Annotated in this window: 20 protein-coding genes; 13 read left to right on the forward strand and 7 right to left on the reverse strand. The window is 44.7% G+C overall.

The annotated features are described in order from the left end of the window. Positions 1–127 precede the first annotated feature (127 nt). Positions 128–2,749, forward strand: a complete 2,622-nt coding sequence (gene glnD / locus FLM53_RS04125) for a bifunctional uridylyltransferase/uridylyl-removing protein GlnD (protein ID WP_176680302.1) — start codon at positions 128–130, stop codon at positions 2,747–2,749. A 164-nt stretch (positions 2,750–2,913) separates the two neighbouring features. Further along, on the forward strand, positions 2,914–3,297 hold the full coding sequence (locus FLM53_RS04130; RefSeq protein WP_017056299.1) for a DUF3461 family protein: 384 nt from the start codon (positions 2,914–2,916) through the stop codon (positions 3,295–3,297). Between the two features lie 131 nt (positions 3,298–3,428). Here the strand turns inward: FLM53_RS04130 and truC are convergent, their stop codons facing one another. Continuing rightward, positions 3,429–4,178, reverse strand: a complete 750-nt coding sequence (gene truC / locus FLM53_RS04135) for a tRNA pseudouridine(65) synthase TruC (protein WP_176680303.1) — start codon at positions 4,176–4,178, stop codon at positions 3,429–3,431. Beyond that, positions 4,178–4,492, reverse strand: a complete 315-nt coding sequence (locus tag FLM53_RS04140) for a YqcC family protein (protein ID WP_176680304.1) — start codon at positions 4,490–4,492, stop codon at positions 4,178–4,180. Before FLM53_RS04140 ends, truC begins: the two co-directional genes overlap by 1 nt. 87 nt (positions 4,493–4,579) lie before the next feature. Between FLM53_RS04140 and FLM53_RS04145 the strand changes: the two genes are divergently transcribed. After that, on the forward strand, positions 4,580–5,620 hold the full coding sequence (locus tag FLM53_RS04145) for a DUF3549 family protein (protein WP_176680305.1): 1,041 nt from the start codon (positions 4,580–4,582) through the stop codon (positions 5,618–5,620). A gap of 105 nt (positions 5,621–5,725) precedes the next feature. Next, complete coding sequence (locus tag FLM53_RS04150) at positions 5,726–6,034, forward strand: DUF3301 domain-containing protein (RefSeq protein WP_019821602.1); 309 nt, start codon at positions 5,726–5,728, stop codon at positions 6,032–6,034. Here the strand turns inward: FLM53_RS04150 and FLM53_RS04155 are convergent. Then, entirely contained in the window at positions 6,000–6,518 is a 519-nt protein-coding gene (locus FLM53_RS04155) for a GNAT family N-acetyltransferase (RefSeq protein WP_176680306.1), read from the reverse strand. The two genes, FLM53_RS04150 and FLM53_RS04155, sit on opposite strands and share 35 nt — an antisense overlap. 765 nt (positions 6,519–7,283) lie before the next feature. On the opposite strand from FLM53_RS04155, the gene FLM53_RS04160 reads away from it, so the two are divergent. The 3 genes from FLM53_RS04160 (at position 7,284) to FLM53_RS04170 (ending at position 8,926) form a co-directional block, all read left to right on the forward strand. Beyond that, positions 7,284–7,571, forward strand: a complete 288-nt coding sequence (locus tag FLM53_RS04160; protein ID WP_017110392.1) for a hypothetical protein — start codon at positions 7,284–7,286, stop codon at positions 7,569–7,571. Between the two features lie 22 nt (positions 7,572–7,593). Continuing rightward, the gene (locus FLM53_RS04165) at positions 7,594–8,037 is read left to right on the forward strand and encodes a YaiI/YqxD family protein (RefSeq protein WP_017630780.1); all 444 of its coding nucleotides are present in this window, start codon (positions 7,594–7,596) and stop codon (positions 8,035–8,037) included. A gap of 118 nt (positions 8,038–8,155) precedes the next feature. Continuing rightward, positions 8,156–8,926 carry a MipA/OmpV family protein gene (locus FLM53_RS04170; protein WP_176680307.1) on the forward strand — a complete coding sequence of 257 codons (771 nt, stop codon included), beginning with the start codon at positions 8,156–8,158 and terminating at the stop codon, positions 8,924–8,926. A gap of 135 nt (positions 8,927–9,061) precedes the next feature. On the opposite strand, the gene FLM53_RS04175 is transcribed toward FLM53_RS04170, so the two are convergent. The 3 genes from FLM53_RS04175 to FLM53_RS04185 all read right to left on the reverse strand — a co-directional run bounded on the left by FLM53_RS04175 (position 9,062) and on the right by FLM53_RS04185 (position 11,423). Next, positions 9,062–10,648: an AbgT family transporter gene (locus FLM53_RS04175; protein WP_017630782.1), complete on the reverse strand. Its 1,587-nt coding sequence runs from the start codon at positions 10,646–10,648 to the stop codon at positions 9,062–9,064. Positions 10,649–11,036: 388 nt separating this feature from the next. Beyond that, entirely contained in the window at positions 11,037–11,162 is a 126-nt protein-coding gene (gene ykgO, locus FLM53_RS04180; RefSeq protein WP_123301017.1) for a type B 50S ribosomal protein L36, read from the reverse strand. Next, a complete protein-coding gene (locus FLM53_RS04185; RefSeq protein WP_008222928.1) occupies positions 11,163–11,423 on the reverse strand; it encodes a type B 50S ribosomal protein L31 in 261 nt (86 codons plus the stop codon). Positions 11,424–11,547: 124 nt separating this feature from the next. Here FLM53_RS04185 and tsaA point away from each other — a divergent pair, with 124 nt between their 5' ends. The 6 genes from tsaA to FLM53_RS04215 all read left to right on the forward strand — a co-directional run bounded on the left by tsaA (position 11,548) and on the right by FLM53_RS04215 (position 16,065). After that, a complete protein-coding gene (gene tsaA, locus FLM53_RS04190; RefSeq protein WP_176680308.1) occupies positions 11,548–12,243 on the forward strand; it encodes a tRNA (N6-threonylcarbamoyladenosine(37)-N6)-methyltransferase TrmO in 696 nt (231 codons plus the stop codon). A 101-nt stretch (positions 12,244–12,344) separates the two neighbouring features. Continuing rightward, positions 12,345–14,060 (forward strand): proline--tRNA ligase, encoded by a 1,716-nt coding sequence (locus FLM53_RS04195; protein WP_010436451.1) that lies wholly within the window; start codon positions 12,345–12,347, stop codon positions 14,058–14,060. Between the two features lie 189 nt (positions 14,061–14,249). Then, positions 14,250–14,945: a tellurite resistance TerB family protein gene (locus tag FLM53_RS04200; RefSeq protein WP_176680309.1), complete on the forward strand. Its 696-nt coding sequence runs from the start codon at positions 14,250–14,252 to the stop codon at positions 14,943–14,945. A gap of 164 nt (positions 14,946–15,109) precedes the next feature. Further along, a complete protein-coding gene (locus tag FLM53_RS04205; RefSeq protein ID WP_008222923.1) occupies positions 15,110–15,313 on the forward strand; it encodes a YaeP family protein in 204 nt (67 codons plus the stop codon). Between the two features lies 1 nt (position 15,314). After that, positions 15,315–15,506 carry a DUF4250 domain-containing protein gene (locus FLM53_RS04210; protein ID WP_004738555.1) on the forward strand — a complete coding sequence of 64 codons (192 nt, stop codon included), beginning with the start codon at positions 15,315–15,317 and terminating at the stop codon, positions 15,504–15,506. A 232-nt stretch (positions 15,507–15,738) separates the two neighbouring features. Further along, on the forward strand, positions 15,739–16,065 hold the full coding sequence (locus tag FLM53_RS04215) for a hypothetical protein (protein WP_017630785.1): 327 nt from the start codon (positions 15,739–15,741) through the stop codon (positions 16,063–16,065). Positions 16,066–16,392: 327 nt separating this feature from the next. Here FLM53_RS04215 and glyA read toward each other — a convergent pair whose 3' ends face one another. Beyond that, positions 16,393–17,643, reverse strand: coding sequence for a serine hydroxymethyltransferase (gene glyA, locus FLM53_RS04220; RefSeq protein ID WP_017066387.1), 1,251 nt, complete (start codon positions 17,641–17,643; stop codon positions 16,393–16,395). Positions 17,644–17,807 lie beyond the last annotated feature (164 nt).

Raw genomic sequence — 17,807 nt, forward strand, 5'->3', positions numbered from 1 at the left:
CGCATCAGCCTTTTAAAAATATCCTCGCTTTGTCGAGGATATTTTTTTATTCACTCAATTTCGATTTTCCATCAGCTTCTGGTAAATTGTTTACTATTCTCATTTGCTTGCACGGATAGCAGACCCTATGCCTTATCAATGCCCTCTTACGTTCAATGACGAACAAATTGAAATCTGCGAATTAAAAAATCAGCTCGAGATCTTCACGCAGTATCAAAAAAATGAATTCCTGAATCATCACCCAGTGACCGACTTAGTGTTGCTGCGCTCCGAATACATGGACTTGCTTCTTAATCGCCTATGGGAGCATTTCGGATTCAACAAACTGCCTCATATTTCCCTCGTCGCTGTAGGTGGTTATGGCCGTGGTGAGCTTCACCCCTTGTCTGACATTGATATCCTTATCGTCTCGCAGAAAACACTGCCACCAGCACTCGGTGAAAAAGTCAGCCAGTTCATCACCCTACTCTGGGATTTAAGACTCGAAGTCGGCCACGCGGTACGAACCATTGCTGAGTGTCTTGATATCGGCATTGATGACTTAACCGTTGCAACTAACCTGCAAGAGTCACGCTTATTGTGTGGCAGTGAAGACACCTTCCAAGAACTGAAACTGAAGATTCACTCTGATTCGTTTTGGCCAAGTGAGACCTTCTACAAGGCTAAGATTCAAGAGCAGAGAGAGCGTCACGCTCGCTACCACGACACCACTTACAATCTTGAACCCGACATTAAATCGACTCCAGGTGGACTCAGAGACATCCACACCCTGAGCTGGGTTGCGCGTCGACACTTCGGTGCCACATCTTTGCTGGAAATGAGTAAGTACGGCTTTCTAACTGATGCGGAATATCGTGAGTTAGTGGAGTGCCAAGATTTCCTATGGCGCGTTCGTTTTGCGCTGCATATTGAGTTGCGCCGTTACGACAACCGCCTGACGTTTGCCCACCAAGCTCAAGTCGCTGAACATTTGGGTTATACCGGCGAAGGCAACCGTGGCGTTGAGATGATGATGAAAGAGTTCTACCGCACGCTTCGTCGTGTCGCTGAACTCAATAAGATGCTGCTTAAGTTGTTCGATCAAGCGATCATTAATGGTGGTCAGACTCAAGACGCCGAGATTCTAGACAATGACTTCCAGCGTCGTGGTTCACTGATTGAAGCCCGCAAGCCTGCTCTATTCCAAGCGAGACCAGAAACCATTCTCGATATGTTTATCCATATCGCGAACGACTCCTCTATCGAAGGGGTTAGCCCACCAACATTGCGACAACTGCGTACGGCACGTCGTCGATTGAACCGATTCCTTCATACAATTCCTGAGGCTCGCGAGAAGTTCATGGCCTTGGTTCGTCACCCTAATGCTCTGCACAAAGCCTTTAGCTTGATGCACAAGCTAGGCGTACTTTCGGCGTACTTGCCCCAGTGGAGCCAGATTGTCGGTCAAATGCAGTTCGACCTGTTTCATGTTTACACCGTGGATGAACACAGTATTCGCCTGCTCAAGCACATCAATCGTTTTAGCCAAGTAGAAAACCACGACAAGCACCCTATCTGTTGTGAAGTGTATCCTCGTGTGCAGAAGAAAGAGTTGCTGATTCTTGCGGCTATCTTCCATGACATCGGTAAAGGGCGCGGCGGTGACCACTCAGAGATTGGTGCGGTTGAAGCTTATTCTTTCTGTATTGAACATGGGTTATCGAAACCAGAAGCCAAGCAAGTAGCATGGCTCGTTCAAAATCACCTGTTGATGTCTGTGACTGCGCAGCGTCGTGATATCTACGACCCGGATGTGATTACCGAGTTCGCTAAGAAAGTACGCGATGAAGAATCATTAGAGTTACTGGTGTGCTTAACCGTCGCCGATATCTGTGCGACTAACCCTGAGCTATGGAACAGCTGGAAACGCACCCTGTTAGCAGAGCTATTCCACTCAACACAACGTGCACTTCGCCGCGGCTTAGAAAACCCTGTTGATGTACGAGACCGTATTCGCCACAACCAACAAATGGCATCAGCATTGCTGCGTAAAGAGGGCTTCACTGCTCGTGAAATTGAAGTGTTGTGGCAACGCTTTAAAGCCGATTACTTCTTACGTCACACGCACAAGCAAATCGCTTGGCACTGTGAGCACTTACTTCGCCTCGAAGACCCAAGCCAACCGCTGGTGCTGATCAGCAAAAAAGCGACACGTGGTGGAACAGAGGTATTCGTTTACTGCAAAGACCAAGCAGCACTTTTCGCGACCGTGGTTGCCGAGCTTGATAGACGTAATTTTAACGTTCACGACGCGCAGGTCATGGTCAGCAAAGATGGTCATGTTTTGGATACTTTTATCGTACTCGACCAACATGGTGAAGCGATTGATGAAGCAAGACACAAAGCCGTGGCTAAGCACCTGACTCATGTTCTGGCGGATGGTCGTCCGACTAAGATCAAGACACGCCGCACACCTCGTAACTTACAGCACTTCAAGGTGAAGACTTTGGTTGAGTTCCTACCAACCAAGAGTAAAAAGCGCACCTTAATGGAGTTAAGAGCTCTAGACACGCCAGGGCTATTGGCTCAAGTAGGTGCTACCTTTGCTGAGTTAGACATTAATTTACACGGCGCAAAAATCACCACTATAGGTGAACGAGCAGAAGATTTGTTCATTCTGACCAGTGAAGCGGGAGGAAGGCTTTCTGAAGAACAAGAGCAAGCGTTGAGAGAAAGATTAACGGAACATGTTTCGGAACTTGCGCCTTAAAAAGAGAATCTAACCGTCGAATAAATGTGGGTAAAGATAGAGAGCGATCTTGCCCACAACTTACAATCAATTCCCAGATATCAACTATCTAGCTCGTCGTTAGGCTGCTACATTGATTAAGTCAATTACATAAAAGTATTACATTCATAAACTAGAGGTCGCTTATGTATCCAAACCTCACTGGCTTAGGTATCCACGAACCTAAACAGATTGAACGTTACTCCCTTCGCCAAGAAGCGCACAAAGATATCCTGAAGATTTACTTTCGTAAGCAGAAAGGTGAACTGTTCGCGAAAAGCGTTAAGTTTAAATACCCAAGACAAGTAAAAAGTGTGCTTGTTAGCGGTGGCAATAATCAATACAAAGAAGTGACTGAGATAAACCGCAACCTCACTCTTGTGATTGATGAACTGAACAAAATCACCAAACCGACACCAACCACTGAGATGGACGTGAAGCAGAAGATCCTTACTGACTTGCGCCACCTAGAGAAAGTGGTATCGAGTAAGATCTCTGAGATCGAGGCCGATCTAGAAAAGCTAAAATGATCCAGAGGACAATAACTAACAATCACGATTAGTTGTTCCGCTCAGATCACACAGACATTAAAAAAGGGCTGATATCATTATCAGCCCTTTGTTTTACTCTACTTTCTATGCTTACTTACATGCGAGTGCTTTTACTTAGACGAACACGCTTTAGCATCGATTAAGTTGGTGTCCCACTCAAAGGTTTCAAACAACCTTAACCACGTTTCATCTAGGCTGGCCTTCATTACCAACTCTTCTTTAGTAAAAGGGTGAATAAAACGTAATTCAGACGCATGCAGTAACAAACGGTGCGAATCTAAATCATCACGAAACAGTCGATTGTGCTTACCATCACCATGCGAAGTATCGCCAACGATTGGGTGTCTTAGGTGAGCCATATGACGACGCAGCTGATGTTTGCGACCTGTCTTTGGCATCATCTCAACCAAGCAGTAACGGCTAGTCGGAAATCGCCCCGTTGAATATGGCACTTCGACTTTTGCTAGCGGCTCATAGACTGTCACCGCCTCTTGCGCTTCTTTGTCTTCTTTCGCGAACTTATCTGCGATCTTATCCAATTCAACCTTCAGTGCGTAATCGAGCGTATCGCCCTCTTCTATCCAACCACGAACAATTGCATGGTAAGTCTTTTGCATCTCATGGTTAGCGAACATTGGCATCACCTCAGACGCAACCTCACTCGATAGAGCAAACACCAATACGCCAGACGTTGGACGGTCTAAACGGTGCAGAGGAAAGACGTGCTGGCCAATTTGATCACGCAGAGTCTGCATCACAAATTGAGTCTCGTGTTTATCCAACCATGAGCGATGCACTAGCATGCCCGCCGGCTTATTCACCGCGACAAAATACTCATCTTGATAAATGATCTCTAACATTACGCACATACCTCATCAATGCTCTGAATCGTCACTAGCAGTTCGGCCTTGTCTGCCTCATTTTTCCATACTTCACCAAAGTAAGGGTGAATAGCAAAGCCCTTTGGTAGGCTCATTTGTGCATCCATCATTGCGTTGATCTTAACGATGAAGATCCACTGCAACCACTCTTCAGGTTGTAACGAATCAATCGCGAAAGGTTCAACACTGGCCAGAGCTTCGCTTGAAGGTGGAACGTCACTCCACAGCGAACATTGGCGCATTTGTTGTTCTAATTGTTGAAGTAAAAGAGGTAACTTTGTGGCAGCTGTCATTTTTCACCAAGTTATTTATCTAGTGACCTTGAAATTGGGGCATAGAGTACCATCTATTTAGGAAAGAAAGTTAGGAGCTTTATTACTATGGAAACGATTCACACGCTCACTCAGTTACTAAAGAATAGCGGTTGCCAATACGATATCTACGACCTAGGTCGTCGCATTCAGAAGATCGACAACACCTTATTCTCTGATGTTGAGCAAGGGAAACAGCCGTACCCATTTCCACTTCAGAAACAAGCTCACTTAGCCATTAGTTACTGGAACGAACACAAGCAGCCGTGGATTTGGTTCCTAAAGTTCAAGCTGGACGAAAGAGGCCTATTGCATCAAGGCGATGTAGGCAACTTCCTTAAGTTTGTTATCGAAGCGATGGGCACTCGTCTAAACGGCGAGATCAGCGAAGAGCAACAACAAAAGCTGTCTAATAATCCATACACGTTTAAGCCTTCAGAAGACAAGATGGCCGTGTTCCATAGCCAAGTAAGAGCAGGTTTAGACCTGGCGACGAGCCAATACTACGAACACGCTCAACACTACTTCACTGGCGATCTAGGTTGGGACAACTGGAAAACGGTTGGTCTTCAAGGCATCACCGATATGTGTGCTCGCCTAGGCAGCCAACAAAACGGTGTCGCGATTCGTAAAGCATTGAACAAACTACCATCAGAACCTCTATACGCAACGCTAGGGGCGCTTGAGCACACGCAAATCAATGACAAACTGGCTCAACGCTTACAAGAGATGGCCGAAAATGAGATTAACAGCCAAGAACCGGATCTGTTCTTGCTGTCTGCGTTGGTTCGTGCCCTTTCTGGTGCTGAGCAAAGCACAACGAATGCCGTAATTAACCAAGTTCTGGCGAGCCCACGCTTAAGTCACCAAGAGGTATTAATTGGTTTGGCTGGTCGAAGCTGGCACGCACTGCAAAATCCAGCGATTGCTGAGCAGTTCTTGCTGCGTCTCGCACAAACGGGCAACCAAAACTTGTTCAATCAGTTATTTGCAGATTTAGTGATGATTCCAACTCTGAGAATGGTATTTTTACCGCTACTGAACTCAAATCCATCACCAGAACTTGCCAACGCACTGGTCGAACTGCAGCAAGCGGCCAAAGCTAAATAAGCAAAATAGGCTAAATAAGCTCACTAAGAGATTCACTTTGTAGCTCATCAAAACGCGCAACTATCACAATTGGAATGAAGAGATAAAAAAGGAAGTATGGATTAAATGATAGATAACTTATTGGCTATTTTGTTTCTGTGCTTCTTTTGCTTTTTATTTTGGCAGCAGCGCAGGCAATCAGAGCTTGCGAAGGCTGCCATTGCGAGAAAGTGTAAAGAGCTGGACTTACAGTTGTTGAGTGTCGCTTTTAGTGGTCATAAGCTTAAGATGCGCCATGAGTTAACCACGATTTGGCGCTGGCATACTGTGTACCAATTTGAGTTTTCAGCGCTAGGTGATGACCTATACCAAGGCAAGCTGACCATGGTTGGCTTCCGCTCTATGCGGTTTGAGCTGCAGCCTCATAGAATGTAACGTCACAATACGCGGTATAGCGATATTCATGATAAGGACCAAACTGATCTTGTTTGGTCTCTTTAAATGCAAAGCCGAGTTTTTCTAACAACTTAATGGATGGGTTATGGCCGACATTAACGGTTGCGACGACATTCGTTAGGTGCTCTTCAAAACACACCAAGCTAAAGAAAGGTTTTAGCACTTCACTCGCAAGCCCTTTATTCCAGTGTTCTTTATCCAAAATAAAGCCAAGCTCATGCCTGCCCTTTTCAGATGAAATAAAGACATGTCCTAGATATTCGCGAGTTTGGTTATGGATGATCGCACGGCAGAAGCCGACGTTGTCTTGCAGTATTTCTTGAAAAAGGTGCTTTGCAGAGGCAACAGAATGCGGCCCGTTCATTTCAGCACGATTAATGGGGCAACAGTTTAACTTGATAAAGTCGAGTTCTAGCTGTTCAGTATAAGGTACCAACAGCGTTCTTGAGGTTGCTATCGTCATAAAACACTCCTTGTGTTGACCATTAGCAGAAAAGCAGATGTCGCGCTCTTAGATGAAAAGCTCTCGATTAAAAAGCCTCCTAGACAGAGAAAGCTTCAGAAAAAGAAAAGCCCCGACACCGAAGTGTCAGGGCTAGGGTCTTACTCGCAGCAGTCCGGCTACTAATTAATGCTCCATGCATCATCCATAATAGTGGCTGTAATCCTTCAGCTCTTTCCTTTACTTCGCCGTCCTAGCGGTGTCCAATCATCCTGAAAGCTAACAATCCTAGTTAGCGCACATCACTTGTTCCGTGAGCGGTGTCCTTTACATCGTCCTGATGCTAATCCAACCCTTTAATCCTAAAGGTGTCCATTGTCATTCCGTTGCAGCTAACTTCCTGTTAACTGACTGTATCCCTACAATGTCCTTACGCTCCATGCTTGATCACTCAATCCTAAGTAACCAAATCTTCATCCTGAAGATAACCAAATCCTTGGTGCTTTCCTGTTCCGTGTCAGAATCCTTCCGACAAGGTTTAATTTACGCGATTTAGGATTTCGGACAATAGATTTACATCACACTTTGAATTCAATTGAGTTGTTAATTATATAAAACAATTAAAATTCAACACCTTAACCATATGCATATCAATCTCTCTAGGCAAGTATTCGTGTTATCTCACAGCCTTTGTAAGAGATCTCTCACACGCCATGGGATGTTTTATGATTCGCTATCATCCACCGGAGCGAGTAAAATGACCAAAGACTAAAAATGGAGGTCAACATGCTGACAAAAGATGTTTCTGAAGAGTTGAAATCAGTGCTTGAAGGACTGCAAGCACAAGGCAAAGAGCCGACCGTTGCATTAGTAAAAGCTCGCATGAGTACATCGGTTCCAATGCCTGCTTTAATCACAACCATCAAGAGCTGGAAAAGTGCGAATCGCGTACCTAAAGTTGAAGTCGCGACACAAGAAGAGCCAGCACTAGACCGTGTTAGCCAACTGGAAAAGCAAATCCTAGAACTTACCGCTCGTGTTGCCACGCTTGAAGCTAAGTTAACTGAACAATAAGCTAACTGAGAAATAGAACACTATGAAGATATGGGTTGATGCGGACGCTTGTCCCAAGGTTATCCGAGAAACCATCGTACGCGCAGCTGAGCGAACTGGTGTTGAATGCACCTTCATCGCAAACCACGTTGTTCCTGTACCAAAACGAGTGAACATCCACTCTATTCAAGTACCAAGTGGCTTCGATATCGCCGACAACGAAATAGTAAAACGAACAGAGAAAGGCGACCTTGTCATTACTTCAGACATCCCTCTGGCAGACGAAGTGATCACCAAAGGTGCTCTGGCGCTAAGCTCGCGCGGTGAGCTTTACACCAAAGAAACCATTAAAGCGCGTCTCAACATTCGTGATTTTATGGAAACCATGCGTTCAAGTGGCATCCAAACTGGCGGACCAAGCACCCTTTCTCAAACCGACCGCCGTGAGTTCGCCAACCACCTCGATCGCCTGCTAGCAAAACGCTAACCTCGACTTTTCTTATTAAGAGAGAGCTCAAAGCCATCTCTTAGTCGCAGTAGCCCAGATGAAATTTTAATCGACATACTCCGTTCTTGATATTTATTACAATAACGGAGTATTGATTATGGTTCGTCGAATCGCCCTCTCGCTATCCATTCTTTTTTGCAGCACTCAACTTTCCTTTGCCGATGAAAGTTTTGCTGATGAAGGCTTTGCCCATAAAGATTTCGCCGATGAAGAATACGGAATCATTGGAGGCAGCATCACCTATGGTGAAAGTGTTTTCTCCACTAACAGTTCTCTTCAATTCAGTGCAACACCTAACCTCTTCTATTCTGGCCCGAAAGGCTTTATTGATGGCAGCCTAGCCAATTGGCAACTGCTACCTTATGTGGGGTTATCAGGAAACTGGCGCTTTGCTGAAGTGTCAGACACCTTCGTTGATCTGCCTAATGGTATTCAAGACAGAGATGGCAATGGAGAGTTAGGGATAACCTTAGGCACGGTAGGCGCACGCCTCACCTATTTACACGACGTGACTTCAGAACATAACGGCTACGAAGTTCAACTTCACTTAGGCAGAACCTTAGAAACGTGGACCCAGCCATTCACGATTACACCTTACCTAGAAATCGACTATCGAGACAAGAAGCTCTCAAATCATCTTTACGGCATTTCTAACGCCGAAGCTTCTTCCTCAGGGTTGAGTCAGTTTGATTCTGGCTCAACCTTTGTCTATCAAGCTGGGTTAATCGGACTCTATGAGTTCACACCCACTTGGATTGGTATCGCACGAACTGACTTAATACATCACGACAGCAACAGCTACTTGGTCCAGCGAGATTTAGGTTGGTCATTTGAATTGGGGGTAACCTATCGTTTCGCGGGGTTGTAAGTTTGTAGGCTTGAATAATTTATAGGCTTCAAGAATTTTCAGACTCCAATAAAAAGAGCCTGCATCAATGCAGGCTCTTTGGTATCTCATAGTTTAAGTTGATAGCGAATCAAAATGTTCGCCCATCACAGCTTACTAAGGCGTGTAGTACGTTGCAGCCCCCGGACCTACTGGTAGGCCAAATACGAATACCCAAACGTAGAACATTAAGCTCCAACCAACCAAGAATACGATTGAGTATGGAAGCATAGTTGCAATCAGAGTACCGATACCTAGGTTCTTCATGTAACGCGTTGCTACTGCAAGGATAAGACCGAAGTAGCTCATCATTGGAGTAATGATGTTCGTTGTTGAGTCACCGATACGGTAAGCAGCTTGAATCGTTTCTGGTGCGTAGCCTACTAGCATTAGCATTGGAACGAAGATAGGTGCTGTTACTGCCCACTGAGCAGAAGCCGAACCGATCATTAGGTTAATGAAGCCACACATTAGGATGAATGCGAAGAACAACATTGGACCCGTTAGGCCGATATCCTGTAGGAACGTAGCACCTGCAACTGCGAATACTTGGCCGAAGTTAGTCCACTTAAAGAAAGCAACAAACTGAGCAGCGAAGAACACAAGTACGATGTACATGCCCATTGAAGACATAGACTTAGACATTGCATTGATAACGTCACGGTCTGTTTTCATTGTGCCGGTAACTTTACCGTAAACAAAACCAGGAACTGCGAAGAATACGAAGATGAACGCTACGATACTTTTCAGGAATGGAGAACCCGAAACCGTACCTGCTGCTGAACGTAGAACACCATCAGCTGGAACAATCGTCCATGCAAGAAGTGCAGAAACCGCTAATACTGCGATACCCGCAAGCTTAAGGCCTTTCTTCTCAACGTCTGTTAGCTTGCCCATTGAATCATTTGATAAATCTTCAGACGCTTCTTCGTCGTTGTATTTACCCAGTTTTGGTTCAACAATCTTCTCAGTTACAAATGCACCTGTAATCGCGATGAAGAAAGTAGAAACAAACATGAAGTACCAGTTTGATTCAGGACCAACGTTGTAAGTCGGGTCGATCATTTGTGCTGCTGTTGTGGTAATACCAGAAAGCAGTGGATCAACCGTACCAATTAGAAGGTTTGCAGAATAACCACCAGATACACCAGCAAATGCTGCCGCTAGACCTGCTAATGGGTGACGACCCAAAGAGTGGAAAAGCATTGCTGCAAGCGGGATAAGTACTACATAACCCAGCTCTGAAGCCGTGTTAGAGATAATACCTGCAAAAACGACGGTTACCGTAACCATGCGCTTAGATGCGCCCATTACCATGCCACGCATCGCCGCAGATAATAGACCTGAGTGCTCAGCAATCGCTACACCTAGCATTGCAACAAGCACAGTACCTAATGGCGCAAAGCCAACAAAGTTTGTCACGAGATTAGTAACAATGAGCTGTAAGCCTTCAGCATTAAGTAAGCTTACAACGTAGATCATGCCGTCAGCAGCACGACCTGGAGCACCTTCTGGACGAGGGTCCATAACAGATACTTCAAAATATCCAGCGATACCTGAAGTAACTAGAATAGCGACACAGAAGATTGCGAAAAGAGTGATCGGGTGGGGTAATAGATTCCCCAAATACTCAACACCATCGAGAAAACGGGTAAAAATAGGTTTCTTTGGCGAGTTGTTTTTTATTGAAGCTGATGAACTCATCAGTTCCCTCCTTGTAGTGATTCCTATGCAATTGTGACAAAAATGTTCAAATTGCCAGCGAAGGGTACGCGACAAAATTATCAATTAGAAATTCAAAATGTTACAAAATGTGTAACAAACGACGATTTTTAACTCTATTTGAACAATTAATTAGCAAATAAATCTACATTAAATACAAAATCTAGATTTATAATTCACAATTACGCATTCACTACAAATATAACTAACGATATAACCTATTGATTCACTTGAAAATAAAACACATCGTACGCTAAATAAACAGTCTATATTTAATCCGGTTCCTCTTGAGGGAAAAGAAAAGCAGGCAAATGAATGAAGTTTGACTTTCCCCTCGTTTTTTACACACGTGTCACATCAAATTGACGGCTTATTTCTGAACCGCTTTGAATCTCGGATTGGTTTTACAGATAACATAGTGGCGGCCTCGGCGTTTTACTATCTGGCAATCTGGGTGACGGTTCTTTGCACTTTTCAGTGATTTCACGACTTTCATTTATTTCGCTCCCTTACCTAATTGACCAAAACGACGAGTGAAGTTCGCAACACGTCCCTCTTTATGTAGCACTCTCTGTTTACCGGTATAGAAAGGGTGCGACTTTGACGACACTTCAATAGTGAAATAAGGATAAGTATTACCATCTTCCCATTCGATAGTGCGGTCTGTTTTCAGCGTAGAGCCTATTAAGAAGTACTCATCAACGCTGGTGTCATGGAACACCACTGTGCGGTAGTCCGGGTGGATATTCGGTTTCATTGTCTTTCCCTAAATAGTTGACCTGTTATGTTATAACGTTGCAAATGATAATCATTATCAAAAGAAAAACAAGCGAATTTATGATATTTTTCCGCCATAGATCGTAATTAGAGAGCGTCTACTCATGTACTCCATTGAACCGATTGGCTTTATAGAGTCTCCTTATAAAGAGAAGTTCGCAGTACCAAGGCAGCCTAGATTAGTGCCAACATCCACCTCAAGAGTCAGGCTGGTTGACGCGGCAAACTGCCTTGAATCTGTTCGTAACATCGAACAATTTAGCCATGTGTGGCTGTTATTTCTGTTCGACAAGAATCTTGAAGCGGGCTGGAAACCAACAGTGAGACCACCTCGGCTTGGTGGTAATGAACGCATCGGTGTGTTCGCATCACGTGCGACATTCAGACCGAATGGGATTGGTATGTCCGCGGTTGAGCTCAAAGGTGTCTCTCAAGAAAAGGGACAAACTTGGTTGGACTTGGGCAGTGTCGATCTCGTCGACGGCACGCCTATCATCGACATCAAACCTTATATCCCCTACTCGGATTCGATTCCTGATGCATTAGGAGGGTTTGCTGCTGATGAACCGGAAGTGCTAGACGTGAACTTTTCACAGCAAGCCCAAGCGAAACTGGCACAGCACCCGCAGGCGCGCCATGTCATTCAAGTGATCAAAGAAGTGCTTGGTCAAGATCCACGCCCTGCCTATAAAAAAGGCAAGCCAGACAGTAAGGAATATGCGGTAAATTTGTTCGATCTTAACGTGAAATTCGTTGTTGAGGCGCTTTTCATCAATGTAACTGACATTGAACGCTTTTGAGATCCCAAATAGGCTGATATTATATGCGGCTATATCAGATTTGCTGTCGTCACTCACTGCAGTAAATTTTCTTTTATCAATGATGAAACGGATACCATAGAATGCGTACCAGTAACTACCTTCTTTCTACTCTGAAAGAGACTCCAAACGACGCAGAAGTTATCAGCCACCAGCTGATGCTACGTGCAGGTATGATCCGTAAGCTAGCTTCAGGTTTATATACTTGGCTACCTACTGGTCTACGTGTACTGCGTAAAGTCGAAAATATCGTTCGCCAAGAGATCGATAATGCAGGTGCCGTTGAAATCTTGATGCCCGTAGTTCAACCGTTTGAGCTTTGGGAAGAGACTGGCCGTTCTGAAAAGATGGGCCCTGAGCTACTTCGTTTCACAGACCGTCACTCTCGTCCATTCGTTCTTAGCCCAACAGCTGAAGAAGTAGTGACGAGCCTAGTACGTAACGAGATCAGCTCTTACAAACAGCTACCTTTAAACCTGTACCAAATCCAGACTAAATTCCGTGATGAGCGCCGCCCTCGTTTTGGCGTAATGCGTGCACGTGAATTCTCGATGATGGATGCATACAGCTTTGATATCGACAAAGAAGGCTTAGAAAAGTCTTACCAAGCGATGCACGATGCTTACTGTAAAGCATTCGACCGCATGGGCCTTGAATACCGTCCAGTATTAGCGGACTCTGGCGCAATCGGCGGCAGCGGCTCTCAAGAGTTCCACGTTCTTGCTGAAAGCGGCGAAGACCTAATCGCATTCTCTTCTGAATCTGATTACGCAGCAAACATCGAGAAAGCAGAAGCACTAGCTCCTACTGAAGAAGTTGCAGCGCCAACTCAAGAGATGGAACTGGTTGATACGCCAAACGCAAAAACAATTGCCGAGCTTGTAGAACAACACGGTCTAGCAATCGAAAAGACAGTTAAAACTCTATTCGTTAAAGCATCTGATGAAGTAGAAGCAGATATCATTGCTCTAATCATCCGTGGTGACCACGAGCTTAACGAAGTGAAAGCAGAAAACCTTCCACAGGTTGCCTCTCCACTAGAGATGGCTTCGGAAGAAGAAATCCGCGCACTTGTTGGAGCAGGTCCTGGTTCACTTGGCCCTGTTGGCCTAGAGCTACCATTCATCGTTGACCGCTCTGTTGCTGTAATGAGCGACTTCGGCGCTGGTGCAAACGTAGACGGTAAGCACTACTTCGGTATTAACTGGGGTCGTGACGTTGAGCTTGCTCAAGTTGAAGACTTACGTAACGTTGTTGAAGGCGACCTAAGCCCATGTGGTCAAGGTACTATCCAGCTTAAGCGTGGTATCGAAGTTGGTCACATCTTCCAACTAGGTAATACTTACTCTAAAGCAATGAACTGTAACGTGCTTGGTCCTGATGGTAAGAGCGTAATCCTAGAAATGGGTTGTTACGGTATCGGTGTTTCACGTGTTGTTGCATCTGCTATCGAGCAAAACCACGATAAATTCGGTATCACTTGGCCAGACGCACTAGCGCCGTTCCAGGTTGCTATCGTACCAATGAACATGCACAAATCTGAGCGCGTTAAAGAAGCAGCTGAGAAGCTATACGCTGAATTAACAGCTATGGGTATCGAAGTACTATTTGATGACCGTAAAGAGCGTCCAGGTGTTATGTTTAAAGATATCGAACTTGTGGGTATTCCTCACACTATCGTTATCGGTGATCGCAGCATGGACGAAGGTAACTTCGAATACAAAAACCGTCGTACTGGTGATAAAGAAGCTATCGCAATGGACACGGTTATCGAGCACCTTAAAGCTCAACTAGCTTAGTAATCCGATTACTGACTAGATAAACATTGAAAGGCTGCCATTAGGCGGCCTTTTTTGTACCTGTCGTTTCCCTTCAAGTTCTCTTCTATTTATCACTAGAGTAAATAACGTAAGTTAATCCCCTGTTCATCTTTAAATCCGTATATTGGGTTCATCAACTTTTTAGACCCGCTTACATTGGAGGTATCGATGGATATCAAAAGCTTACTTAACCAAGCACTTAAGTCAGATCTCGTTAAACAAGGTACTCAGAAGCTTTACCAAGGATCTTCGAGTTTAAGCAGCCTCTCTCAAGGCAGTAGCAGCAATGGCAAAGGTATCAACAAGAGCACACTTGGCGCTTTCGGTGCAGGTGCTGTTGGTGGTGGGCTATTAGGGGCGTTAATGGGCTCTAAAAAGACCAAGAAAATGGGTAAGAAAGCGGCTGGCATTGGAGGCGCAGCAGCACTGGGCGCTCTCGCTTATAAAGTCTACAACGACTACCAATCTAAACAAGGCCAGACACCCAATGTCGAACAGGCTCAGTTTGATGAAAATGATGCAAACCACAGCGTTCTGATTCTACGATCGATGATTGCCGCGTCTAAAGCTGATGGCCATGTTGATGAAGAAGAGATGGCTAAGATAGAACAAGCCGTCGAGAATATGGGCGCTGATTATCAACTGACTAAATTGGTCTCTGAAGAACTGCATAAGCCACTCGATCCAAGCGAAATCGCTCAATTAGCAACGTCACCTCAACAGGCGAGTGAGATCTACTTAGCCTCTTTGATTGTGGCCGACGAACAGAACTTCATGGAAAAGGCGTACCTGAAAGAGCTCGCGAAACAGCTCAATCTTGCTGATGAAGTCACCTATCAACTTGAACGACAAGTCTCTGGCTAATCGGCAAGTACCAAACGAAGCAATAAAGAACGGCCTAAGCAGCGAGCTAACCAAGTGAGATATTGAGCAAGGACAAACTAACTCTGAACTTGATCAGATCCACTTTGTTTTTGCTTATCTCTATGTGTATATTGAGATCAGTTATCATTTGGTTAGGTATAAAAATGAAAGTATACGATTGTTGTGATTTGGTTCGTGAACTGTATTCTCAAATTGGCAGTGGCGACCAAGGCTATATCCCTAAAGCGATCACCTGCGCAGTAAAAACATTGAATGACCTTGCTGCCGATGAGTCTCTTCCTAAAGAAGCTCGTGAACGTGCAGCCTTTGCTGCTGCTAACTTACTGATTTCAGATTTCGAGGACTAATATGAACCTCGCTAACTTTGAAAAAATGGATCCAGTGATGTTGATGAGTATCGTCAATATGAAGCTTCGTGACGACTTCGGCGGTGATTTAGATCGAGTGGTCAATTTCTATGAAATCGACAAAGCAGCATTGATCGCGAAGCTCGCGTCTGCTGGTTTTGAGTATCTTCCAGAAGCCAAACAGTTTCGATAGTCGTTTAAAAACTCTTCCTATTTGAAGGCCAACCTCTGTGTTGGTCTTTTTTTGTTGGTAATACGTAATAAGGAAACATGCAGCAAACCCGTTATAAATTATCTGTCTGCACCTATACTTTTATATCTTAGAGTCAACGAACGCGCCTTGAACCAAAGCGTATTGTTGTATAGGCTACTCAAACTAGCATATAAAACTCATCACTCAACTTGATGATAGTGAAGGATTAACAATGAAAAGACTCGGACTTTTAGCCGTTATCGCTGCCGCATTCACCGCAGGTTGCGCTTCAAATACTCAGCAAGACAACTTTCGCGAAGCCTCTTTTGAGCTGTGTAATACTGAAGTCGATATTTACTCTGTAAGCCATGATGAACGAGTTCGCATCGTCTGCTCTGATGGCTCTAAATTCGCTCTGAAAAGCGAAGACACACTAGAAGTGATGCGTGACATCAACATCGACTACTGTGATGGCGAAGGCCTAGGTAAGTTCAGTGAAAGCCGCCACTACTACTCTTTCAAGTGTAAGTCAGGCACTCTGCTTAGCATCAAAAAGTAGAATCGACACTACCAAATACCAAAGGGTTAATGTGAAAGCATTAGCCCTTTTTAGTACCTGCTGCTCTATACTCCCATCAACTGGCCACCCGATACAAAAAAGACTCCCAACAGGAGCCCTTCAAGTCGTATTCTTCAATCAAATAGTTTTAGTTCAAGAAAAAGGCGCGGAGCTTTCAACACCTTCCCTAAAACAAAAAGGCCCCAAAAGGGACCTTTAAAAGCATTTATCAAAGTAGATGAGCGAAGTTCAAGGAGCTCACACGGAGTTTGCGCTAGCAAATGAGTATGTGCGACACAGAAATTCGTTCACTCTACGCAGAAAAAATTAAGCGTAAACAGGTAGACGCTTACAGATTTCTAATACTTTTGCTTTTGTCGCTTCGATAACAGACTCATCACCCATGTTATCTAGGATGTCACAGATCCAACCTGCTAGCTCTTTCGCGTCTGCTTCTGAGAAACCGCGACGAGTGATAGAAGGAGAACCGATACGGATACCTGAAGTAACGAATGGGCTACGTGGGTCGTTTGGTACTGAGTTCTTGTTTACAGTGATGTTTGCTGCACCTAGTGCCGCATCTGCTTCTTTACCTGTGATGTCTTTGTTGATTAGGTCAACTAGGAACAGGTGGTTCTCTGTAGAACCTGAAACAATGTTGTAACCACGAGCTAGGAATTCAGCAACCATTGCTTTTGCGTTAGCAACAACGCGTGCTTGGTATTCTTTGAACTCTGGCTCTAGAGCTTCTTTGAACGCTACAGCTTTACCAGCGATAACGTGCATTAGAGGACCACCTTGGCCGCCAGGGAATACTGCTGAGTTCAGCTTCTTGTAAAGATCTTCGCCTTCGTTAGAAAGGATTAGACCACCACGAGGACCAGCAAGCGTTTTGTGCGTAGTTGTAGTTACTACGTGAGCGTGTGGAACTGGGTTCGGGTAAACGCCTGCAGCGATTAGACCTGCTACGTGAGCCATATCTACGAACAGGTAAGCACCTACTTTATCAGCGATTTCACGCATGCGCTTCCAATCACAGATTTGAGAGTAAGCAGAGAAACCACCGATGATCATCTTAGGCTTGTTCTCGATAGCTAGCTTTTCCATCTCTTCGTAATCGATTTGACCTGCTTCATCGATACCGTAAGGGATGATGTTGTAAAGCTTACCAGAGAAGTTTACTGGAGAACCGTGAGTTAGGTGACCACCGTGCGCTAGGCTCATACCTAGAACCGTATCGCCTGCATTTAGTAGTGCCATGTATACAGCGTTGTTTGCTTGAGAACCTGAGTGAGGCTGTACGTTTGCGTACTCTGCACCAAATAGTTCACATGCACGTTCAATTGCTAGAGTTTCAACTTTGTCTACGTACTCACAACCACCGTAGTAACGCTTGCCTGGGTAGCCTTCAGCGTATTTGTTTGTTAGCTGAGAACCTTGAGCTTCCATTACACGTGGGCTTGTGTAGTTTTCTGAAGCGATAAGTTCGATGTGCTCTTCCTGACGAAGAGTTTCTTCTTGGATAGCTGCGAATAGATCCGCATCGTAATCAGCAATGTTCATGTCACGCTTAAGCATCTGTATCTCCTGACTCAGATTGTACTGAAAGTTTCAAAAAAACCACACAACGACCGAAAGCAAACGTTTCCGTCACCGTTTTGATGTGACGCATTCTACATAATTTGATCTAGGTCATAAAGAGCTAATTGCAATTTTATCATGCAGTTTTTTCATAATCACAA

The organism is Vibrio sp. Scap24 (genome assembly GCF_013394185.1).
In the GTDB taxonomy this organism is placed as follows: Bacteria; Pseudomonadota; Gammaproteobacteria; order Enterobacterales; family Vibrionaceae; genus Vibrio; species Vibrio pomeroyi.